General features: G+C 36.8%; 12 protein-coding genes. All 12 read right to left on the bottom strand.

Annotated features, from left to right (window positions below):
- Positions 1-162: 162 nt before the first annotated feature.
- Positions 163-1,065, bottom strand: coding sequence for a sugar phosphate isomerase/epimerase family protein (locus AC6CH4_RS07345; RefSeq protein ID WP_498101620.1), 903 nt, complete (start codon positions 1,063-1,065; stop codon positions 163-165).
- 97 nt (positions 1,066-1,162) lie between these two features.
- Complete coding sequence (locus AC6CH4_RS07340) at positions 1,163-2,308, bottom strand: sialidase family protein (protein WP_498101618.1); 1,146 nt, start codon at positions 2,306-2,308, stop codon at positions 1,163-1,165.
- 137 nt (positions 2,309-2,445) lie between these two features.
- Entirely contained in the window at positions 2,446-5,196 is a 2,751-nt protein-coding gene (locus AC6CH4_RS07335) for a glycoside hydrolase family 78 protein (protein ID WP_498101616.1), read from the bottom strand.
- A 184-nt stretch (positions 5,197-5,380) separates the two neighbouring features.
- Entirely contained in the window at positions 5,381-6,919 is a 1,539-nt protein-coding gene (locus tag AC6CH4_RS07330) for an MGH1-like glycoside hydrolase domain-containing protein (RefSeq protein WP_498101614.1), read from the bottom strand.
- Positions 6,920-7,175: 256 nt separating this feature from the next.
- The gene (locus AC6CH4_RS07325) at positions 7,176-9,734 is read right to left on the bottom strand and encodes a glycoside hydrolase family 95 protein (RefSeq protein WP_498101612.1); all 2,559 of its coding nucleotides are present in this window, start codon (positions 9,732-9,734) and stop codon (positions 7,176-7,178) included.
- A gap of 272 nt (positions 9,735-10,006) precedes the next feature.
- On the bottom strand, positions 10,007-11,434 hold the full coding sequence (locus tag AC6CH4_RS07320) for an alpha/beta hydrolase family protein (protein WP_498101610.1): 1,428 nt from the start codon (positions 11,432-11,434) through the stop codon (positions 10,007-10,009).
- 226 nt (positions 11,435-11,660) lie between these two features.
- Positions 11,661-14,411 (bottom strand): glycoside hydrolase family 78 protein, encoded by a 2,751-nt coding sequence (locus AC6CH4_RS07315; RefSeq protein WP_498101608.1) that lies wholly within the window; start codon positions 14,409-14,411, stop codon positions 11,661-11,663.
- A 99-nt stretch (positions 14,412-14,510) separates the two neighbouring features.
- Positions 14,511-16,376 carry a six-hairpin glycosidase gene (locus tag AC6CH4_RS07310; RefSeq protein WP_498101606.1) on the bottom strand — a complete coding sequence of 622 codons (1,866 nt, stop codon included), beginning with the start codon at positions 16,374-16,376 and terminating at the stop codon, positions 14,511-14,513.
- Between the two features lie 203 nt (positions 16,377-16,579).
- On the bottom strand, positions 16,580-17,497 hold the full coding sequence (locus AC6CH4_RS07305; RefSeq protein WP_498101604.1) for a glycoside hydrolase family 43 protein: 918 nt from the start codon (positions 17,495-17,497) through the stop codon (positions 16,580-16,582).
- Positions 17,498-17,580: 83 nt separating this feature from the next.
- Positions 17,581-19,155, bottom strand: a complete 1,575-nt coding sequence (locus AC6CH4_RS07300; protein ID WP_498101602.1) for a glycoside hydrolase family 28 protein — start codon at positions 19,153-19,155, stop codon at positions 17,581-17,583.
- Between the two features lie 198 nt (positions 19,156-19,353).
- The gene (locus tag AC6CH4_RS07295; RefSeq protein WP_498101600.1) at positions 19,354-20,754 is read right to left on the bottom strand and encodes a glycoside hydrolase family 140 protein; all 1,401 of its coding nucleotides are present in this window, start codon (positions 20,752-20,754) and stop codon (positions 19,354-19,356) included.
- 179 nt (positions 20,755-20,933) lie between these two features.
- Positions 20,934-24,044, bottom strand: a complete 3,111-nt coding sequence (locus AC6CH4_RS07290; RefSeq protein WP_498101598.1) for a DUF6298 domain-containing protein — start codon at positions 24,042-24,044, stop codon at positions 20,934-20,936.
- Between the last annotated feature and the right edge of the window lie 160 nt (positions 24,045-24,204).

Here is a 24,204-nt window from a genome sequence, read left to right as displayed (position 1 = left end):
TCGTTCCTCGGGATGACAAAAAATGAGATTAAAATCTGCATATCTGCTAAATCTGCGTGAGAAAATTAACTCTCGCAGATTTAGCAGATCTAGCAGATTTTTTTTAAAGTGTGAACTTGTACTGTTTAACTTTTACATATTCAGCACTTTTATTTTAAACTTTTAATTCTGAAAAATCTTTTTTAGGTACGCTACGTTTGCGCCGTAATTTACCTTTACATTGTGCACTTGTGTTACATCTCTTGAACGCTCTACAATTAACCAGCCGCTCCATTTCATTTCGTCGAGCGTTTTTTTGATATCCGGCATATTGATCATGGTGTCATTTTCCAACCAAACTTTATCGGTGTTTGAAGCGTGAATTTGTGCTAAATGCTTTTTGCCTAATATTTTTAGTTCTGATGCAATGTCTCTTCCGTTATCTGCGGCATTCGCAAAATTGAACGAGCTTTTGATGTGTTTTGAGCCAATTTCTTCTAGTAATTTTTTCTCTTCAGTTGCGTTCAATGAAGTTTCAATGGCGATCACACCACCAATTTTACCCACTTGTTTTCCTGCCCATTTTAATCTTTCAATAACAATCGGACGCAATTCCGGATTTTTAACCAAATCACTTTCGGTTCCCAACGGAAGATACGCCACTTTTACTTTCATGTCTTTCATCGCTTTTACGCAATCATTAATCATGGGTTCGATAGTTTCTCTCTTTGCAAAAGACTGTGCATAAAATCCGGACATGGCAATAGAACTGATTCCCACATGCAACTCTTTAGATTTATCTAAGAACTTTTGTCTTTCAACCGGATCTCCCAGTTTACTATCAAAAGTTGGTCTTTTTCCTAAACCTCCCATGTCCAGTTCTATTCCGTCGGCTTTGATTTCGCTTGCCAAACCAAAAGCACCTAATTTTTGACGTTTCAAAATCATCCAGTCGCAAACCGCAACTTTATATTGTTGTTTGTTTTTTGATGACTGAGCCGTTGCGCAGCTATTGAAGGTTCCAGTCAAGATAACTATAAAAAATATAGCCGTTAATTTTATAAAACTATTATTGAAATTGCTCATTGCTGTGTTTTTTTTAGCCACAAATTGCACAAATTTTCACAAATTAAGATTGAAAAAAAATTCGTGAAATTCGTGAAATTCGTGGCAAACTTTTTATCTATTCCTCTTCAGCTTTAACTGCGGTTACGGTTTTGTTTTCGTCTCCAGGCCAGATTCCGTTTTTAATTGGGAATGCTTTTAGTTTACTTGGGTCAACTTTTACGTATTTCAATTTTTCTCTTCTCCATGTATAAACGATATGCACCATTCCGTCAGAACTTTGAATCATCGATGGATAGGAATATTGACTAATTTTTGAATCTTCCAGCACCAAAGCGGCTTTCCAGTTAATTCCGTCATCAGAAATCGAAACGTTTAAAGGCGTTCTTGGTCCTTTTGCTTCTGTTCCCGGAGGCAATACGTGATTGTAAACCAATAAATGTTTTCCATTTTTAAGCGTTACGGCATCGGTTCCTGAGTTGTTATTTGGAAGTCCTATCAATTCTACATCAGACCATGTTTTTCCGTTATCTTTTGAGAACGTGCTGAAAATAGCTCTGTTTCTCGTTCTTCCAATAGCCTGAATACTGCCATCTTTGTGGAATAATATACTTGGCTGAATAGCATTGATTTTTTGTTTTCCTCTAGGAAGCGTATCGCCCATTACCCAGGTTTTTCCGAAATCAGGGGTCGATTCCATACGAAGTCTCCATCCATCACCTTCGATACTTGACGGACATAATAAAGTTCCGTTACTTAATAAAACAGGTTTATTTTTGATTGGCCCTAAGAAACCATCCGGCATTTTTTTGGCTTCAGACCAGGTTTTCCCTCCATCAGATGAAGTTCTGATTACGCCCCACCATTCCGATGGTTTTGGTCCAATTTTGTAGAATAACATTAAATCGCCACCCGGAATTTGATATAAAACCGGATTCCATGTTGGCAATCTCGGTCCGTCTTTCATCACACCGTCAGCAACATTTATCCCTTCTGTCCACTTGTCGCTTCCTTTTGGTTTTCTGCTTACATAAATACAAACATCAGGATGTCTTTCTTTTGTTCCTCCAAACCATGATGCTACTAAATCGCCATTTGTTGCTTCGACAATTGTAACTGCGTGGCAAGATGGATAAGGTGCTTTATCATAGATAAATTCATCAACTAAAATTCCTTCTTTCCAGGTCTTTTTTTCTAAAGCAGATTTACAACTTCCTAAAAGCAATAAACCGAATAAGACAAAAGTTAATTTTATGATCTTCATTCTTAATTTTATTTTTGGATTATTTTTTTTGAATTTTTATGCAGTACCCATAATTTTTCGCACAAAAATATTTATTAAGTGTAAAAATGACACTAAAAAATTAAAGATGTATCCTGTACTGTCCCGAAATACTAAAATTAAAGCTTTACACTCACATTGTAAGTACCTGAAGGTAAAGCTAAAACAAGTTTAGCCCCCTCGGTTTTAAAAGTTCCAGTAGTTATCTTTTTGCCATTTAAAGTAACATCTGAAGCATTCGTTGTTGGCAAATAAACCAAAGCCGATGTGTTCACCGGAATAGTGATATTCCATTGCATACTGTTTTTGCTTTTCTTCCAGTTGCTTTTTATCAGTCCGTGAATGGATTCGTAAGAAGCGTTTACATAAGTCAATCCTGCCTCAAAATCAGGTTTCATAATAATTTGTTTGAAACCCGGCGTTTCAGGATTACTTTTGATTCCAGCCATATTTTCATAATACCAAATCAATAAATCGCCCAATAACATAACATGATTTTGAGAATTCATACTAGGATCTGCAGTATTTCCATTCCATAATTCCCAAATGGTTGTCGCACCATTTTCTACCATAAATCCCCAACTTGGGTATGTTTTATTAGATGCTAATTTGAAAGCCAAATCTCCTCTTCCAAAATTGGTCAGCGTTCGCATCAAAAATTGAGTTCCGATTACGCCTGTACTAATATGACCGTTTTTCGTTACCTCAACTTCGTGAACCATATTTTGAAAAACCTTCTCTTTTATATTTTCAGGAACAAGTCCGAAAGCCAAAGGCAATACGTTTGCCGTAACTGTATTATTGGCATACGTATTCGTTGCTGCATTTAAATATTTTGCATTGAATGCTTTACTTATTCTTTCTGATAAATCATTGTAACGTTCGATATCAGCATCTGCGTTTGCGATTTTGGCAAACTTTTTCATGATACCCAATAACTGATAATAAAACGCGCTTGATATTAATCCACCATCCGTTAAACGAGCCGGATCTTTTGAACGAATCAATTCTAACGATTCAGGCGGCACACACCAGTCGCCATATTTATCCTTATCCATCAAATCGTTTACCAGATAATTTTCTTCCATATACAACATCCATTTTTTCATGTATGGATATTGTTTTTTAATCACTTCCTTATCAGCAAATTGTTGGTATAACATATCTGCAACCGTAATATAAGTCCCTGGCCAGGTCACGTTGTCACCATAATAACGCCAGAATGCCGGCGCTACATCTGGTAATCCTCCGTCCTGAGTTTGTGCATTTTTTATATCATCCAACCACTTCGCATATAAAGTCTGATTATCGAATAGAAAACTTTCGCCATAAGCTCCGGTTGTTCTGTCTCCCAACCAAGGCTGACGTTCGTTTCGTTGTGGACAATCAATTGGCATTCCTTTGTAATTTCCCCTGATGCCCCAATAGGCATTTTTAAAAATCTGATTCATTATGGCATCCGAAGATTCAAAAGTTCCAGTTGTTTTGATGTCATCGTAAACTACCTTTCCAACAAAATTATCTACAGTTGGTTTTGTTGGAAATCCGGAAACTTCAACAAAACGGAATCCATGATATATAAATCGGGGTTCCCAAACTTCTTCACCTTCGCCTTTTAAAGTATAAACATCGGTAGTTTTTGCATCGCGCAAATTGGCAATATATAAAGAGCCATCAGCTTGTAAAGATTCTGCAAATTTCATTGTAATTTGATCACCGCTCTTTCCTTTCACTCTCAATTGCAGCCAGCCTACCATATTCTGACCCATGTCTAAAATATAAGTCCCTTTTGCTGTAGCTTTTATAGAAATAGGCTTTACTTCGCCCATTATTTTCATGTTCGGCGTCATTTGCCCTTCATAAAAACCACCCGGTTCCTGCACGTATCTGGCTTTTGCCCAGTTTTTATCATCAAAGTTGGTCGTATTCCACCCTTTCATTTCCTTACGGGCATCATATTCTTCACCATCATATTCGTTGTTGGACAAAATTGGTCCGTCAGTCGTTACTTTCCAGGTATCATCTGTTCTGATTATATCCTGCGTTCCATCGGTATATTCAACAAACAACTGCAGCGCCATTTTTGGCAATCCAAATGATTTTATTTTATACGGTTTATAATCTTGTCGCATGGCAAAAAAACGTCCGTTCCCTAAAATGGTTCCTAACATATTTTTACCTTCTTTCAATTGCGAAGTCACATCAAAAACATTGTATTTTACATTTTTTGTATAATCCGTAGGAACGGGAGCCAAAACCTGATCGCCAATTTTATTTCCGTTAATGTACAGCTCATACAAGCCCATTCCAATGATATAAACCTTGGCATTTTTAACCTGTTTTTTAAGGTTTATTTCTTTCCTTAAATAACGGGCAGATAATCTTGCATACTGAGAAACACTGTCATCCTTCGACAATTTTTCATATCCAATCCAACGGGTCGATTTCCAGTCGGCATAGGTTAAAATTCCGATGCTGAAATGTGCATTTTCATTTGATTTTATTTCTCCTTTATTCGTCCAAACTGAAACTTTCCAAAAAACGTCTTGTCTGTTTTCCAGTTTTTTTCCTTTGTAAACAATATTAACAGCTTCATTGCTTTCCACTTTTCCGCTATCCCATAAATCGGCATTATTAGCATTTAATTTTTCCAAAGTTGAAGCCACTAAAATCTGATACGCTGTTTGTTTTACATCGTTCACCTCTGCATTAATTTGCCAGCTTAATCTTGGCTGCAAAACATCGATTCCTTCCGGATTGTTCAGCATTTCGCATTGCAAATTTGTAACGCTAATTTTGTTTTGGGCTTTCGCCGAAAAGGAAATCAATGTTATGATGATGCATGTAATATGTAAAAAAAACTTTTTCATAATTTTTGTTTTAACCTATTTACAGTCCCAGAGGGACGATATATTTATAGATTTTATAATAGTAAGTTCATTAAGCTCCCGCGGGGCGAAATAATTCCCAATATGTGTCGCTCCGCTGGAGCTTTTAATCATTCAGGTGTGTTATTTGCTATAAATATTATGCTTCTCTGAAGCATTCAAAACTCTATTCCGAAACCAATCTCTCCAATTTCTCAGAAACCGCAATTTCCTTACCGTTTTTGAAAATTCTAAATCCTTTTCCTTTATGATATTTTTCTCCGGTTTTATCCCAAAGAATCGTGATAATATTTCCGTGATACAAAACATTATCTAAGCAAAACCAATCCCATTTTTCTTGTGGAATCAACGGGTTCACTTCTATTTTTTCATCTGCTCTCGGGCGTAAACCAACCAAACCTGTAATCACCAAATCATTAAAAGTGGAGTGGTTATAATAACGGCTGCGTTCTCTTTCGCCCATTAACCAGTATCCGGTAGTTTCATCTAAATATTCTCCTAAATAAGGTCTTCCGTGGAAATATTGCGATTCAACATATAAATTCATCTGCTTGAAATAGTCCGGTTTACCAACAAAATTCTGATCATAATTATTCAAAACATTGGCCAAAGCAGTCAGCGTTTGTGAACTCGCAAAAGGCCAAATGGCACCATCCCATTCACAGGTTCCTGTTCCGTGAGTTCTAAAACGCGGACTTCTTCTTTCTGCCGTTGTTAATCCAAAAGGTGCTGAAAATCCTTTTTCGTCCTTAATTTGTTCCCAGGCTTTTTCGAAACCTTTGTCTTTTTGTGGCAAATTGAAATACCACGGAATAAATCCGATTGCTTCTCTAACTTGCGCCAAAGTATCTTTTTCTGTAAATGTTTCAAAGAATTCGCTTTTAGCATTCCAAAGTTTTGTTTCTACTAATTTCTGAAGTGTATCGGCTTTCGCTTCGAAATAATTTTCTTGTTTAGCGTCACCTTTCAACTTTGCTATTTTAGCCAAAGCCGTTGCATTTCCAAACATATAACTGTTGATCGTTGGGCGCGCATTTCTGAATTTTCTTGCTCCACTTAACGATTCTTCCATTCCGTCTTTGACATCAAACTGCCAAAACAAACCATCTTTGCGTTTTCGGTCGCCTTCCCAGGCGGCATATTCAGCTGTTAAATCTGGAAACATATCTAATAAAAACTTGTCATCTTTATTTACCAAATATCTATTATACAAAGCATCCGCCGTCCAACTGCTAAAAGTACGAAGCTTTTTCATCGGTTTACCGTCATTTCCTCTGAACCATAACTGAACATCCTGCTCAATATATTGAGGATCATGAACCCATCTGAATTCATTTATATGATGTCCCAAAGCACAACTGATCATATTGTATTTATCGGCATACGAACGATCTACCAAAAATTCTGTAATCGCATATCCCTGAGGCGTTTTTTTAATATGTTTTCTCGCACTCCACCAACGGAAATAATAGATTTCCTCAAAATTTTGCTGCGGACATTCAAACAACGGAATATTTTTTTCCATCCATGTCCACGCAGAATCATTCGGAATGGCAAATTTTAAATTTTCGTCTTCCATCGTGTTGAAATAATCAACATAATGTTTGAAGTTTTCTTGTTTTAGAATTGCAGCTGTGCTTTTTGAATGGCCCGTACCGGATTTACAACTATTTAAAGTTGTAATCAGGATTAGGAAAGCTATCATTTTGTATTTGAAATGGTGTAACATATTCAGCATTATTATTCAAATTTTATTTTTCTACCCTGTTTTTGAATTGCCTCCTGCTTTAGCTGAAGGTCAAAATAAATGATCTTAAATGGCTTTAGCCAAATGCATAGTTCGGCTAAAGCCAAAAACTTTTATCTAAATTTTATTCCTCCAGCTAAAGCAGGAGGCAATTCAGACATTCTTTATCTATAGAGATATCTACAAGGTTTTGAAAACCTTGCAGGAAACGTTTCTAATTCCCATAAAAAGTAAAAGTCTGCCCCGCTTTCATCTGAACATCGTATTCATTGTACTTCGGCAGTTGAACTTTAGATAATTTTGCTTCTTTAGAAATAATTGGTTTCTTCACTTCAACATCATAAAACAAAGGGTTCGGATTTTTTCCTTTTGCTTTTTTAATATTTATTCCTTTTTCAGGTCGGGACTTATATACATCGTAACCTACTCTCCCCAACAACTGTGGACTTGAAGCCTGCCTTCCATCACTTGCAACATAGGTAAAATGTTCAGTAGTAAGTACATTTTCTAAACGCAGTCTGCAATTACCTCCTATTTTTGAATAGACTTTCAATATAGAAACTTTATTATTTTCCCAAGTCATATCAATCACAAAACCACCTCTAGTCACCAAACCTTTTATATTTCCGTCTTTCCAAACCGTTGGCAATGCAGGCAATAAATGAATCGCATCTTCCTGACTTTGCATAAGCATTTCGGCAAAACCGGCCGTGCATCCAAAGTTACCATCAATTTGAAAGGGCTGATGCGCATCTAACATATTTGGATAGGTTCCGCCCCCTTTTCTTTGGTCTGCCGTAACCAAATGCAATTGATCCTGAATCAATTTATAAGCGTGATTTCCATCTAATAATCTCGCCCATAAATTCACCTTCCAGCCCATTGACCAGCCAGTCGATTCGTCTGTTCTGTAAATCAACGATTGTTTAGCTGCTTCAAACAATTCTGGTGTTTTGCTTGGCGAAATCTGATTACTCGGATACAAACCGTACAAATGTGAAACATGTCGGTGATTGTCTTTCGGATTATCCCAATCGTCCTGCCATTCCTGCAACTGACTGTGTTTTCCCACTTTCATTGGAGGCATTTTTGCCAAAGCCTCGCTTACTTTTTTCACATAGGCAGCATCTGGGGAAACCAATTTTGATGCTTCGATAACATGCGTAAACAAATCAAAAACCAACTGATTATCCATTGTTGTTCCAGATGCAATTGTCGCTTTTCCCGTTCCGCCTGCATGCGTATTCTCAGGCGAACTTGAAGGAACCACTACCAAATATTTTGTATTCGGATCGATAACCATAAAATCAAGGAAGAAATCTGCTGCTCCTTTCATTATCGGATAAATTTCTGCCAGGTATTTTTTATCTCCTGTATACAAATATCTTTCCCATAAATCCTGCGAAACCCACGCGCCCCCAGTTGGCCACATTCCAGATGCCGCCTGATCTACCGGAGCTGTCACGCGCCAAATATCTGTGTTATGATGCAAAACCCAACCGTTTGCATTGTACATTTTTTTTGCTGTTTCCGCTCCCGTAACACTTAATTCTTTTGCCATTTGAACAAAAGGCTCGTGCATTTCCTGAAGATTTGTAACCTGAGCCGGCCAATAATTCATTTCGGCGTTAATGTTTGTGGTGTATTTACTGTCCCATGGCGGTGTCACCATATCATTCCAAATTCCCTGTAAATTGGCAGGTTGCCCGCCAGGTTGAGAACTTGAAATTAAAAGATAACGTCCAAATTGAAAATACAAACTCGCCAATTGCGGATCGAATTGTTTTGAAAAATCCCTGATTCTTTCGTTTGTTGGTTTCTTAGCCGCTTCGTTTGTACCTAAATCAAAAGAAACCCTGTTGAAGAATTTTTGATAATAGGCAATATGATCTTTTTTGATGCTTTCAAAATCTTTGGTTTCGGCTTTCGCCAAATAGCCTTTGCTCTTCGCTACTTCGTCTTCTGAAATATCCTGATAATTTTTGAAATTCGTCGCGATCGAAATATAAAGCGTCACCTCATCGGCTTTGTTGATGCTGAGGATTCCGTTGCTTGACGAAACTTCTCCACCTTTATTTTTAGCCGCTAATCTTCCCTGAAATTTAACTTTCCCTTTTACATTTTCAAAATTAGTTCCGATTCCCGAAAGCAAAATTTGATCTCCATCTGAAGCGGAAACGGTTTTATCAATCGGACTGTTCATGAAAACGTTACAAGTAATTTGTCCCGGCTGACTTGCCGATAATTTCACCGCAATGACCTGATCTGAAAAAGCAGTCAAAATTTCTCTGGTAAATTCTACTCCATTTACGGTATACTTTACTTTGGCAGTAGCATTTGAAATATCTAAATCTCTGTAATAATTGGTATACTTTTGATGTCCCGGAAACGAAATGTAAACACTCCCAAAAGTTTGATATGGCATTCCGTCATTGGTTTGCGACATAATATCCTGAGTCGCCAATTCCTGTGCTTCATCAAATTTTCCATCAAAAATCAACTGACGAACAATCGGCAAAGCTTTTATGGATTTGTTGTGCGCGTTACTATTTGGTGAACCTGCCCAAATAGTTTCTTCATTCAATTGCAAACGCTCCACCGCCGGATCTCCAAAAACCATTGCCCCCAAACGGCCATTTCCCAAAGGAAGTGCTTCATTCCAGATGGCAGCCGGTTTATCGTACCATAATTTCAGGTCGCTGTTACTTTGCGCCGTTGCAGCAAACGAAACAATTCCAACACAAATCTCTATTATTTTATTTCTTAGGTTCATATAAATATTTTTTTTCGCCACGAATTTCACGAATTGGCACTAATTTTTTTTTAATTTTTATTTCAATTTCTCTAATTTTTTTGCCAGTGATTAAATGATTAGAATATTTTTTTATCTGCTAAATCTGCGAGAGTAATCTTTCTACGCAGATTTTAATCAATCAAAATCCATTCATCTGTGGCAAAAAAAATAAATTACAGCCATTACATTCGTGAAAATTCGCGAAATTCGTGGCAACCCTTTCTTGCTTCTTGTTTCTTGTTTCTTCTATCTTACTTCTTAACCTCGTAAATTTTGTTGTTCTTCTCGCCAAACATTTCGTATAATTTGTCGATATCTTTCAGCGCATTTTTAGGTAAATTTTCTGCTTTATTTCCAAAGACATATAATTTATCATAAGGTTCAATTACACAAGTAGATTCGTCAATTTCGCCTTTTGCGTTTTTGACTTTATTCAAATCCAAACCTAAATATTTTGCCATAAACGGATACAATGCCATACGTTTTGAAACTCCAAAATCGTGTCCTTCTTTAGGAAAATGAGCATTTTCTACTAAATCTTTTTTACCATACAATTCATATGTTCTTTGGATAAAAGGAAATTCCAATTCAGGAACCGCCAATGTCCAGTCTTTTCCATCTGAAACAATTAGTTGTGGTTTTGGTGCCATCATCGCTGAGATTTCAGCATTATTGGTGCCGTTTCCACACAGGTGAATTCCGCGACCACTTTCACACGGACAACCTCCTGAAAAATGAGAAGAAACCATTACCACCGGAGCAGAAACTGTAATTCTATCATCTAAAGCGGCTAAAAACATCGTGTGAGATCCTCCACCTGAACCTCCGGTTATGCCAACACGCGTCATATCAACATTTTTTTGAGTCGATAAATAATCCAGTAAACGGATTCCGGTTAAAACCTGAACTGTTGATGCAATACTATTTCTGTGTGTTTGTTCCGGGAATTGCAATAATGATTCTCCCCAGGCAAACAAATCATAACTCACTACAATCGCTCCCATTTTGGCCATAATAGCACAACGGTATTGTTCGTCTTTTCTATATCTTCCGTCTCCAAAATGTCCGTCAGGAGTTAAAATAACCGGTACTTTTTTATTTAAAGGATATGGTTTGTAAATAGAACCTGTTGCATAAACGCCTGGCAAAATTTCCAATCCGATATTTTCGACACTGTAATCTTTGTAGATTCTTTTTGGCGTTAAAGTTGGTTTTGATTTTGGCATTGGTGGCGCTTTGTCCAATCCAAACGACGTAATCATACAGGCTTTTATTTCTTTTTTACGCGCTTCCCATTGTGATACATTCGAATATAAAGTCGTCAAATAATCCAAACGCTCTCTTCCTTTATCAACTGAAACTTTATGATTCTCATATTTTCTGATGATATAAGTTCCGTCCGGTTGTTTGAAATACATCAACTCAAAAGGCGCTAAAATGTTCGTTAAAGAGATCGCCAGATTGCCCGGTTCGATTCTCCAATCAGCATAGTCCAATTCTTTTCCTTTTAATAAACCCCGGTCGTCATTAATGGTAACATGAAAAACAGTTTCAATTTTTTTCAGGGTTTCTGAAACCGGTTTTCTAAAATTTTCATCAGAAGTTATCTGCGCATTTGAAATTGTCAATGCAAAGATTGAAGCAAATATTGCGAGTTTTATGTTCTTTAAATTTTTCATTTATATATCAAACTTTTTTGAATTGCCTCCTGCTTTAGCTGGAGGAGAATAAATTGTTTTCTAAATGGCTTTAGCCTAACTTATTAATTTGGCTAAAGCCTTTTGATTTGCATATTTTGAACTCCAGCTAAAGCTGGAGGCTATTCAATTTTATTTTTATCGTTTTACAATATCAAGGATGATTAACTATCAACATCTTGACAAATCACATCTTACATTTCACATCTTACAACGTACATTCAATTGTATACTTCCCTGATCCTAATTCTAAATTTTTAGCTACTTTTCCGTTGATTTTTATTTCGGTATTTTTCGGAACAGGTAATTTTATTGTTGCTGAAGTATTCACCGGAATCTCCACTTTCAATATCAACTTTCCGTCTTTCTTTTCCCATGCCGAAGCAATATTTCCATAAATCGATTTGTAAGTTGCTTTTACAAAAGTCATATCGCCCACAATTTCCGGCTGAATAAAGAAATGTTTGAAACCCGGTTTTTTATCATCGGGAACAATTCCTGCCAAACTTTGGTAAAACCATTCTTCAATTTGTCCCATCATAAAGTGATTCCATGAATTTCCTTTTCGCGGATCCCATTGTTCGGTTAAAGTGGTCAATCCAAATTTAATCTGAAAACCATAACCCGGCGCATCATAATGATTGTTCATTTTATACATCATTTCGTTTTCGCCATTTTGCGCCAAGGCCTGAAATAAATAACGATTTCCAACATCACCTGTCGTTAATCTGTCGCCTTTTGCCTTTATATCTGCCAGTAAATTTTGCATTACAGCCGCTTTATATTGCGGTTCTACAATATCCATATAAACCGGAACTGCATTACTAAACTGACTGTTTGTACCATATTGTTTTGTTTCAGGATTGAAGAATGCCGCGTTAAAAGCTGTTTTTATATCAGACGTTAGCGTTTCATATTTCTGAATATCTTCTGTTTTATTCAAAAACTTAGCCGCTTTCGCCACCAAACTCGCTCCATAAAAATAATGACTTGTCGCTGAAAGTGCAATCGGACTGTTTTTAGAATATCCTGCGGCGTGCGTTCCGTAATCGTACCAATCGCCCAAACCGTGCGATACAATATGATCCTTCGCTTTTGTTCCTAAATAATCCACGTACTTTTTCATTACCGGATAATATTTCTCTAATAAAGAAGCATCGCCGTAATATTCATAATACATCCATGGCAGAATTACGCCAGTTACACCCCATTCCGGAGAATCGGTAAAATCGCCACCAAAAACTACATATTCAGGAACTATGGTCGGAATTAAACCATCCTCTCTTTGTGCATCAGAGATGTTTTGCATTGTGGCCGGAATATAACTTTCGAGATTATAATTGAACATTAATCCTGGACCGTTTAAGTGAATTTCTTCTAACCAACCCAGTTTTTCGCGTTGCGGACAATCGGTGAAAACACTCTGGAAATTACTTTTTATTGAGTTATTAATCAGTTCATGTGCTTTATTGAAAATCACATTCGAAGATTCAAAAGTTCCAGCTTCTCCAGCCGAATTGTAAATGAAATTTGATTTTAAATCGACCAACGTTGGCAGGTTTTTATCTTCGCTTTTCTCATAATTGATATTTTCAATCTGAACATATTGAAAACCGTAATAACTGAATTTTGGCTGCCATTCTTCAATGCCATCTCCTTTTAAAGTATAGTCGTAATAATAAGGTTTTCCAGATCTTCCCTGACCAATAGTTCCGTCATCATTTAATCCTTCACCAACCCAAACACGAATGGTTTGACCTTTTTTTCCTTTTACTTTTATGGTTGGAAATCCCGAAAGATTCTGTCCCATATTAAAAACATAAAAGTTGGGTTTCAACTCTTTTACTTCTTTTATTTCATATCGTTTCTGAATCGTAATTGGCGGTGCAGTCTGTGCTCTTAAAACTCCTTTGGGTGCTTCCTGAACGACAACTGGTTTCCAGTTCGAATCATTAAATCCTTTAGAATTCCAGCCTTTTTGCTCTAAGTTGGCGTTGTAATCTTCACCTCCAAAAATACTGTTGTACGTAATTGGACTTTTACTGTATTTCCAGCTTTGATCTGATTTGATGATTTCCTCTGAACCGTCTTTGTAAACCACTTTCATTTTGAAGAATAAAGTAGGAGGACCAAAACTCACAAAAAACTTGGTATATCGTTCGGCAAGCGTATTGTACATTCCATTTCCTAGCAGCACACCAATTACATTTTCGCCTTTTTCCAATTCTTCAGCCGATAATTCGTAAGTGTTATAATTTACGGTTTTATCGTAATCTGTCCATAAAGGTGCAAATTCACTATTGCCGATTTTCTTTCCGTTAAATGTCAATTCATAATGGCCTAAACCGGAAATATAAACTACGGCTTCCTTAATTTCTTTGGCAACATTAAATGATTTTCGAAGCATAATACTTCTGCGGGATAAAGAATCTGAAGCATTGATTATCGCATCTTTTTTCTCTCTTTTGTAAGTTGCGGAGTGAAAATTTCGGCCTTCCGGTAAATGACTATCGGCTTTTGTAATCGCTCCAATCCAAATTGGATTTAAGTCGGATTCGTTTGGAGCAATTCTGAAAGAAGCAGTTTTACTCCATTTAGAAATTTTGCCTTTTTGATTCCATACTTTAACTTTCCAGAAATATTTGGTTTCGGGTTTTAAAGTACTTCCGCTATAAGGAATGTGCAGATTTTTACTGGAATTTACTCTTCCGCTGTTCCAGATATTAGCTTCGTCATTTTTTAGTTTTTCTTCAGATGAAGCCACCAAAATCTGATACCCTATTTGTGATGCATTTGATTCTTTTGAAACCAATTGCCAGCTTAATCTTGGTTGGTTTTGAATAACAGCCAATGGATTTTCTGTCATTTCACAAGTCAAATACTCAGCAGCAATTTGTCCATTTGAAATGAAAGTTATTAAGAGACAAAAGAGGAATAATATGTTTTTAAAAAACTTCACGCTATATATTTTTTACCACAAATTGCACAAATTCACACAAATTATTCTTTTTATTTCAGCTAAAAAATTTGTGCAATTTGCGTAATTTGTGGTGATTCTTTATATTTTTCTAGTAACCAATGATTTAATATTAAATACTGCTTCCGGGATTAATTTTCCCGTATCAGGTAAATCAGTAAAATCTGGTGTGTCTGGCTCTGTATCGGCATTTGGTGTGTAACGCTGATTGCCGGTACGGAACATGATGCGCGAAATACCATCAACCGGAGCGTAGAATATTTTGTTGGTTTCTTTTCCATCATTTACTTTTACCGTATACGAACGGGAAGTAACATCTAATTTAACTGTAATCGTATATTCTTTTCCTGCTTCGTATTTTGTAAGTCCACCAAAACGGGCACCATTTTTCGCTTTTAATTCTCCATCAGAATCAAACTCCAAACGAATAGCCGGTAAACCTTGTTTGTTTTGGAATTCAATCTGCAATAAACCATGATTATTTTGTTCCGGTTTGACGGTAAAAGTCGCTTCCATTTTTTGTGCAAACGGAATTACACGTTCGGCACGAGAGTAATCAAAATAATCCTGATCTCTTAAGGTCAACCATTTTACGCCATCGGCTTTCCTTTCTATTTTCGTAGAAGCCCATGATAAATCATACGTATTCCATAATTTCAATTCTTCGCCATTTGGTAAATTATTAAAAACATCATTGACATTTTCTTTCACTTCGCTGGTTACCGGAACCGGAATTGATGCTACCCAAATATCTTCTTTATTGACACTATAACTTACCCAAAGTTTTCCGTCAGGCGGAGTTCCGTCCGTTTCGGGAATTCCGCGAACGTATTGCGGACCTGCAGATTTGTAGTTTCCTCCGTAGCGCATTGGGGTAATTTCGCCGTGAACCAATAATAAATCTTTGTAATTCAATCCATCATCACTGGTTGAAATTGCCAATGGCCAGCGATATTCTGATGGATTGTAAACTGTTGCATAACGATTATCAGATGTCTTTTGTCCCCAGATTTTAGCATTACTGTTTACAAAACTCGGTGCTCTTGTTGGCGTATATTGCCAGGTTTTTCCATCGTCTTTACTGATAGAAGTCAGCGCAAATTTCCATAAACCAACTACGTTTCCGTTTGGTAAATGATAATAATTGAACGCTTTATATTGTTTTTTCAACGGAATCAAAGCGTCATCTCTGTCAGCCTCTTCCACCCATTGTTGCATTAATAAAGGTTTTGACATCATTTCATCGCAAGCTTTGATGAATTTCTTGTCTTTGCTTTTCGTATAAAATGGAAATGTTGTCGGTACTGGATTTCCGTTTTTATTATAACGAACAAAATAAACCGGACCATAACTTCCGTCTTTGTAAATTTCTCTTACCACACGACCAATTCCCTTTCCGTCATTCGGATCGTCTTTTTTGTCTAATGCTACTCCGTAATAACCCACTGCAAGCAATCTGTTATCTGATGAAACATAAAAGCCCATTCGTTGGTGCATTACTGCGTCTAAATTTTTAGCCGCACCTTCAACATCTTCTTTTTTAAATCCGTCAGGAACGTGGTAAATCGGAAAAAGCACCTGAGGTTTTGTCCACGTCACTCCGTCTTTTGAAGTCATCATAAAGGTCTGTCCCGGCGGAATATGTTCTCCCGATGGGTCGCTTAAATAATGTAAATAGAAAGTATTGTTCCAATACGCCATCATAGGTTGGTGGTTGTACGTCCACCCAAAACCATCTGCTTTTTCCGGATGTTCACGGCTGGCACGCATAATCTGCGTGGCGTGAACGCCCACCGCCGGACTTAATTGTCCGTGATGATAATCGACATTTGAAAGTGTTTTACCAACATAACGTACAGTATCGTTTTGCGCATTTACAGCTGTACAAGTCAATAGAATTGTGGCTGTAGTTAGGATGTTGGTTTTTATGTTTTGGAAAGTAATCATTGTTTCTATTTTTTGTTTCACGCAGATTTTGGCTGATCAAAGCAGATTTTTTTTATCTGCTTATTTTAAATAAAAATCTGCTAAATCTGCTAAAATCAATTTAAATCTGCGTGAAATTTTTCTAACTTTTTTATCTGCCTGATCTGCTAAATCTGCGGGAAAAAAAATTTTACTCTCGCAGATTTGGCAGATTATGGAGATTTTTATTTTTTATCAATTAATCCTTTTAAAACTTCTCCAGAAATTGTTGTAATCGTTCCGTGTTTGTGTCCTTCGGGAAGACTTATTTTTGAAGATACATCTTCAAAATGAACAAAATCTGTTGTGCTTGAAGCTTTATAATTTTTCTCACCGTAATTATCATAATAAATCAGCCATTCTTTACCGACCTTTACGACAGTTGGTCCTTCTGACAAATGCGATGTAAAAGGTTCAGAGCTTTTTCCGAATGGCCCTAAAGGCGATTTCCCGAAAGCTACTTTTATATTTCGCATCGGTCTGGTGTTGTCTTTCAAAACCAACACATAATCTTTCTTTGCTTTTTTGACAATCACACAATCGATCACGCTAAAGCCCGGCTCGTAATATAATTTCGTATCTGAAAACGTTTTAAAATCCTTCGTAGTCACATAATACATACGGTGATTATTCTTTTCTTCTTCAATTCCTTTTTCGAATCGAAACGGAATTGTCGATGCCCAAATAATGATGTATTCTTTTTTGACATCATCATAAAAAATTTCCGGAGCCCAAACGTTCACCACTTCCGGTTCGTTTTTCATCACCGGAATATATTCTTGTTTGGACCAATGAATCAAATCTTTTGAACTGGCATATCCAAAACCGTTTCCGCCTTTCCAGTCTGTTGTCCAAACCAAATGATAGGTTCCGTCAGCCCCTTTTGTAATCGAAGGATCACGCATGATTTTGCTGGCTCCGATTTCCGGTTTTAAAAACGATCCTTCAAGGCCTTTCCAGTTATAGCCGTCTTCGCTGTAGGCTAAATACAAACCTTCTGTCGCCGGTTCCCGAAACGACGTAAAAAGATAAATTTCTTTCTTTTTCTGCGAATAACTTATCGTAGAAAGGAAAAGGATTATTATGATAAATATTTTTTTCATGCTTTTAAAATTAAACACTAATTTCACTAATTAACACAAATTGAATCGGTGTAAATCTGTGAAATTAGTGTTCTATTATTATGCTATTCTGTAATTGCTTTTTTATCCAGGTCTTTTCCTTTTTTCACAACCGTATTTACATTATTAAATACATTGTTTTTCAGGAAGATATTTTTTGTTTCTTTTCCGTCAGCTTCGATGAAAACATCTGTCGCATTAAAAGGAAAATTATTATTGATCATAATATTCGACGCATTGTCAATCTTGATCACCGGAACTCCTTTTATTGGAGTTGATGAACCCACATTATCTAAAATAAGATTTTTAGCATTTGATATTTTAAAAGAAGAACCAACTGATGCATTTACTTTTACATCATGGAACTCAATATCTGTTGCAGTAATTACAGTAAAACCTTCTTTCCCATCCATATTAATATTCGAGAAAGAAATATTTTGAATTGGCATTTCAGAAATTCCGCGAACAAATCCCGCTTTGTTTACATTTCCACCCGTAACATTGCTGATGTGAATGTTTCTGAAAGTTGGTGTGCGTTCTGTAACCGGTTCTGCAGCATTATCTTTATCGTAGAACAAATCCAAAATAATGGCTTCTTCTTTGATGTTTTTCATCACAATATTATCGACACGGATATCTTCTACCACTCCTCCACGACCACGCGCCGATTTGATACGAATTCCACGATCGGTTCCATCAAATACACAATTTGAAATGGTCACTTTTTTAATTCCGCCTGACATTTCGCTTCCGATAACAACCCCACCGTGACCGCTTAACATGGTACAATTGGTGATGGTTACATTTTCAGTCGCTTTTCCATATTTACGTCCGTCGGCATCTCTACCCGATTTGATTGTAATGCAATCATCTCCAACACTGATATGGCAATTCGAAATATGAACGTTTGTACAAGATGAAGGATTGATTCCGTCTGTATTTGGTGAATGTGGATTAAAAATAGAAATTCCGGTAACTGTAACATTATCGCAAAATTCAGGATTGATCGTCCAGAAAGGTGAGTTTTGAAACGTTACGCCTTCAATCAAAATATTTTTACAACCATAAGCCTGAAAGAAAGAAGGACGGAAAAAGTGTTTGTCAATCGTTCTTTTATAGTAAGGCTCATAGACAATTCCTTTGTTTTGCTCAGTCCACATTTTTTGGTATTTGGTTTCGGGAATTGGGCCTTTTGCGGTTTCAATTCGGTATACTTCATTCCACCACGCTTTTCCCTGACCGTCGATTACGCCTCTTCCTTTGATGGTAATATTTTCGGCATCTTTGGCATAAAATAAGGGTGAAAAAGATTTCATCACCAATCCTTCATAACGCATTTCGACATAAGGCAAATAATCATCAAAATTGTCTGAAAATTTCAAAAGTGCACCCGAATCCAAATGAATCGTGATGTTGCTTTTTAGTTTTAAAGCGCCTGTTAAATATTCCCCGGCAGGGAAAAATATAGTTCCGCCACCATTTTTTGAAGCTTTTTCAATAGCATTCTGAATGGCTTCGGTGCATTTTATTCCTTTGTTATTTCCGCCTTCGTTTAGGATATTCAACCAGCCGTCATTTGCGAAAGCGGTGTTAAGTCCAGTTATGAAGCATAGAATTAGTAATATGTTTTTAATTTTCATCGCTATGTTGTTTTTTTTCTCTCACAGATTTAGCAGATTATGGAGATTTTTTTATCTGCTTTATCTGCAAAATCTGCGAGAGCTTTATATTCTCATTTTTGTCATTGCGAGGAACGAAGCAACCACATTTACAAAATCAAACTTTGTGGCTTATTGTTAGTGAGGTTGCTTCGTTCCTCGCAATGACATACTTTGTGGTTAATTCGATCTCAAAATCAAAACCCAGTCATTACCGTCTTCTTTTTTTCCTGCTGGTTGAAAATTTTGAGTTCCTTTATTATCAAATGTCCCAATTTTAGTTTTCTTTCCATTTCTTGGATTGTACCAAGTCGCTTCGAATTTATCACCGGAAATTTTTCCTAGTTTTACTTCTATTATTCTTCCGTTGTAGGTGTATAGCAAAGCGTATTTTTCTCCTCTTATTGCCGGAATATAATCGTATTTTTCTCCTTGATTAACAACTAAAGAGACATCTGGAACTCCTTCTAAAAACGGAACTTCTTCCATTAATTTCTTAATGTAAACCATCTGTCCGGCACCTTCCGCATTAATTGCTGATGTCCATAATTCTTTGTTCCCGTAAGCTGGTTTATCGCCTTTTCTGAACATTTGCATTACAGCATTATGACCGTAAGTATAACCTGCAGCACCTGAAAGAACAGACCAATATCCATAACGGCGTACGTCGCTTGCTTTCCATTTTGGTTGTAAAGTATCGTGCAGACCATGTGGAATTCCTTCGTAAGATGGTTCTCCGTCAAGTGTAGGTTTTGTTGGTTTTAATTCGAAATCTCTTAGGACGAATTTGTAATTGTCTTCTTTGAAATTCGTTTTCACTGAATCCTGATCGTATCTTCTATGACCTGACTGAAACATATTGAAATCTAACCAGGTTGCAGTATGGTAATCATCTGAAGAATCGGTTCTCCCGAAAGGGTGGAATGTTACCAATTGCTCTGGATTATTGGTTTTTAATGTACTTCCGATGGCATTCCAGATGTCTTTAAATTCATTTCCGTGCGTATCTCCTCCGTTTAACCAGATTACATTGGTTTTGTTTTTATAACGGTTTGCTAAAAACGTTGCATATTCTATAGCTTGTTCTTTGTTTACTTTATTTCCTTTTGAAACATTGGTTCCCCAAACTGGGACCATTGCTACGTAGATTCCGTTTTTCTGAGCAACATCCAACGTATAATCTACATGATCCCAATAATCGTATTCTTGGGGATTGCTGAAATTATTTCCGGCTGTGATTAAGGGTTTAGAAACGTCTTCTTTAATTAAAGCCGCATCGCCATATACATTTACTGCATTAATGTTGTGTAAAACCATTACCTGAACCACATTAAAACCTTTTGCTTTTCTATCCTTAAAATATTTATCTACTCCCGCTCTGTCTAATTTTCCGAATGTTAACCAACCGGTATCGCCTAACCAGAAAAATGGTTTTTCATTTTCGGTTACAAAATAATGCTGATTTTTTGAAACTTTAATTTTTGGCAAAGCGCCTTTTTCTGCAGATTGAGAATATCCGCTTTGTACAACTAACACTAAGCTTAGACCGAGGGCGTATAGATATTTAATTTTCAGATTCATTTTGTGTTTATTTTAATTGTGTGTTTTTGGGTTTGCCACGAATTACACTAATTTTCACTAATTTTTATTCTGCTTGAGTTTTTTTGTTCTCGCAGATTTTGCAGATTACGCAGATTTTAATTTTTAATTCTTAATTTTTAATTCTTTTAATTTGTGGAATCTATGTCATCCGTGGGCATTTATTTTTTGATTATGAACAATACTTTTTCTTTGATCTCAGAAGCTGGAATGATAACATTTTTTCCGCCTTTGATGTTTGCTTTTTTAGTGAAAGTTCCAGTTGCTGCGTTTATTGCATAAACTTCGAAATCTCCTTTGTAAGCTGAAAGATCAATTGAAACTTCTTTTTCATTTTTGATGTAAAAAAGATAGCTGCTTCCTTTATTTTCTAGTGCCCATATGCTGTCTGAAAAAGTATTTCCGGCAACTAATTTCATTTGGCTTAAAGCCGAATAAAATTCCGGAAGTGCTATTTTTGGAATGTTAGGCAATGAAGCTCCTCCCATTAAAGCGGGCCATCCAAATCTTGATGACCCATCCGTAGAATATAAAATTACTTTTTCAGGATATTTTTCGCGGTATTCGCGAACAGCGCGATACACCTGATCGTCTGTTTCTTTTCCGACTTTTAATTTTCTGGCGTGTTGTCTTGGTGCTAAATTCAGACCACCTTGTGGCGCATACGCCGATCCGTCTTCTTTGTAATACCAATAACGAATATCAATCGCATCTACTGTTTTGGCTCTTTGGGCATCATTCAAAATAGCATCCTGAACATCTTTTGTAGCACTTAAACCAATAATTCCTTTTTTACCAGTTTCGTCTTTCCATTTTTGAACTTCATCAATCCAAAATTGCATAAAATGAAGCGGTCCTGTATATTCGGCACTTGTCAACTGAATTACGTTGCTGTTGTCCTGAAAATTTTCCAATGATTTACGAATAAATCCCTGATGCAATTTTCTTCTGGCAGGATTATTAACATCGTAAAATTGTTCTGCCATGAAAATACGTTTGTCACCCGCATAAGGTGGCGGTTCCGGAAAGCCTGTGCTGTTTATATTGTTTGCTGAACGCCATGGAGAACTCGCCCAGTGCGCACCAGCCTCGATAATATTATGTTGAAAGTATTGTTGATTGACTAACAATTGCCCTTTGGTTTCCGCCACATCAGCAAAAAGTGATAAACGGTCCCAATACCAGTCATTGAATTTTGTTAAATCGTATTTGCTTAATTGATCCCAGGCTAAATCCTGTCCACTTCTGGCAAATGGCTGCTCATAAAACGGAGGCCAAACATCAGCATCAAAACGACGAACTCTTTCGTGGTCGTCCATTCTGCGCTCGTACCATAATCCGTAATTATGTTCTAAAGCAACCATATTATTAGTGCTCAAATACTCTGAAACGTCATTGATATTATCTGTAAATCCTGTTCCCGTTCTTCCTGGAACAAATCTTGTAACATCCGGCAATGACTTCGAAATATCACTATCTCTCAAACTTCCTCGCCACCAAGGCACGCTTAATCTGTTTCCGGCAATTACTTTTCCGTCATAAGTCAACCAGCTGTTTTGTGTTACAACTTTAATATTTGAACTATTATTTTGTGCCGAATTGATTTTTAAATCATTCGCATTTTTAAGACCTGAAGCATTGATATCAATTGGATTTGCTTTTGAAACTTCAGCAATCCATTCTAATAAATTCTCTTTTCGCTCAACTGAATTTTTAGTTAATTCCTGAGCTACTGCAACCTCTGGACTTGATGAAGGTTCTGAACCTAAATCATAAATAAAGGGTTTAACAGGAAGTTGCCCTAAACGAGTTTCTAACTGCGCATAGAATAAACTTCTAGGACTGATATGACCGTTTACCTCTTTCCAATGCCCATCACCAGCCATGATTCCACCCCAGGTTCCAAAAGCCCAGTTTTGTGCCGTTGGCGGACTGTAACATTCTATTTTAGATGCTGAAGTTTCCCAGATCACACTATTTGCAGCCGTCCAGCCTGCACCTCTGCCGTTTTGTTCTCTGTTGTTGTAACTTAAAGCATGTCCGTCTACATAAGTAACGTCAAATAATACTCCGGTTGCCCAGCTGCCAATCGCTCCGCTATTATTGAAAGGTAAATACGATTCACATTGTATAAACACATTTGGACCCGTTGTTCCAAATCCGCCTACAGCAAAATCGTGATAACCGTATTCTGAGTAACAACGTTGAAACAAGGTTTGTTGACCTTCGGTATAAAAAGTATGTCGTCTAAAACCACCGATTTCAGAAACGGGTTCGGTTGCGATACAATCTTCAACCGTAATTTGTTGAGCCGATTTTAATAAAGCTATTGCACCACCAGAAAAATGCTTGAAATTCACTTGTTTCACCCAGGCATTTTTCGTGTTTTCGATGCTAATTCCTAACCATCTGTGTTCTTCATCTTTTGGTTTTGACTGATCATAAGTTGATTTCATCAAAATATTTTCAATTCCGATTTGTTCAATTCTTCCTGTCCACGTATATACTGTTGCTTTTGCAGGTCCGTACACATCATCCAGAGTCATGGTCAACGGCGCATTTAGTGTCACTTCGTTTCCATTGATATTGGTTACGACTCTATTCCAATTGATGCTCCAATCATTTTTTTTCCAACCAACCCAACCGGTTTCTGCTCCAAAATCATCCATTTTTAACTCTTTAATCCAATTATCGGTTAAAGGTTTGCTGATGATAATTTCGTCAGAAGGCTTTAGTTTAGCAGTATTTTTTAATTGGATTTTTGTTGTTCCAAGTGGTGTGTAAGTGGTATTGAATTCAAAAGCATCCCCTATTTTTTTATCATCAACTCCTAAAATTCTGATTACAGCTTCTCTTTTTAATCCGGTTCCTAAAAGGATGGTTCCGTTTTCATTGTTTCCGCTTCCGCGTAAAACCACTCCTGATTTTCTAATAAATAAAGTCCCGCTGATTTTAAACGTACCTTTATCTAAAAGAACGGCACCACGAAAACCTGATTTATTGGGTTTAAGATTACTCGCATAATCAATCGCTGCCTGAATTTTTTGGGTTGCATCTTCTTCTTGTTTCGGAACAAAAATTTTATTTTCCACATTCGGAATTGCTTTTTCAGAAGCCATATATCCCGCATATGAAAAATCAGGAATTTGATTTCCCTTAGCATCTGCAGTAAAAGAAAGTTTTCCTTCTTTTGTTTTTACGATATCAGGGAAAGTGGCTTGTGCTGTTCCGTTGTTTATATTTAAAAGCAAAGCGAAACAGAACACAAACATTTTGTTTTTTTGAAGAGGGATTATATTTTTCAGTTGAGTAAAATTCACCTTAATTTTATTTTTTTTAGACTTTAAAATTACACCTTATCAGTTCTATGCTTTTCAGGCTTATCATTTCATTCCTAATTCCCGCGATCTTGTCATTTCGACGAAGGAGAAA

It is taken from the genome of Flavobacterium sp. GQ95, from assembly GCF_059758655.1.
Note: the sequence above shows the minus strand (reverse complement) of the source record. Positions and strands in the feature narration are given on the sequence as shown.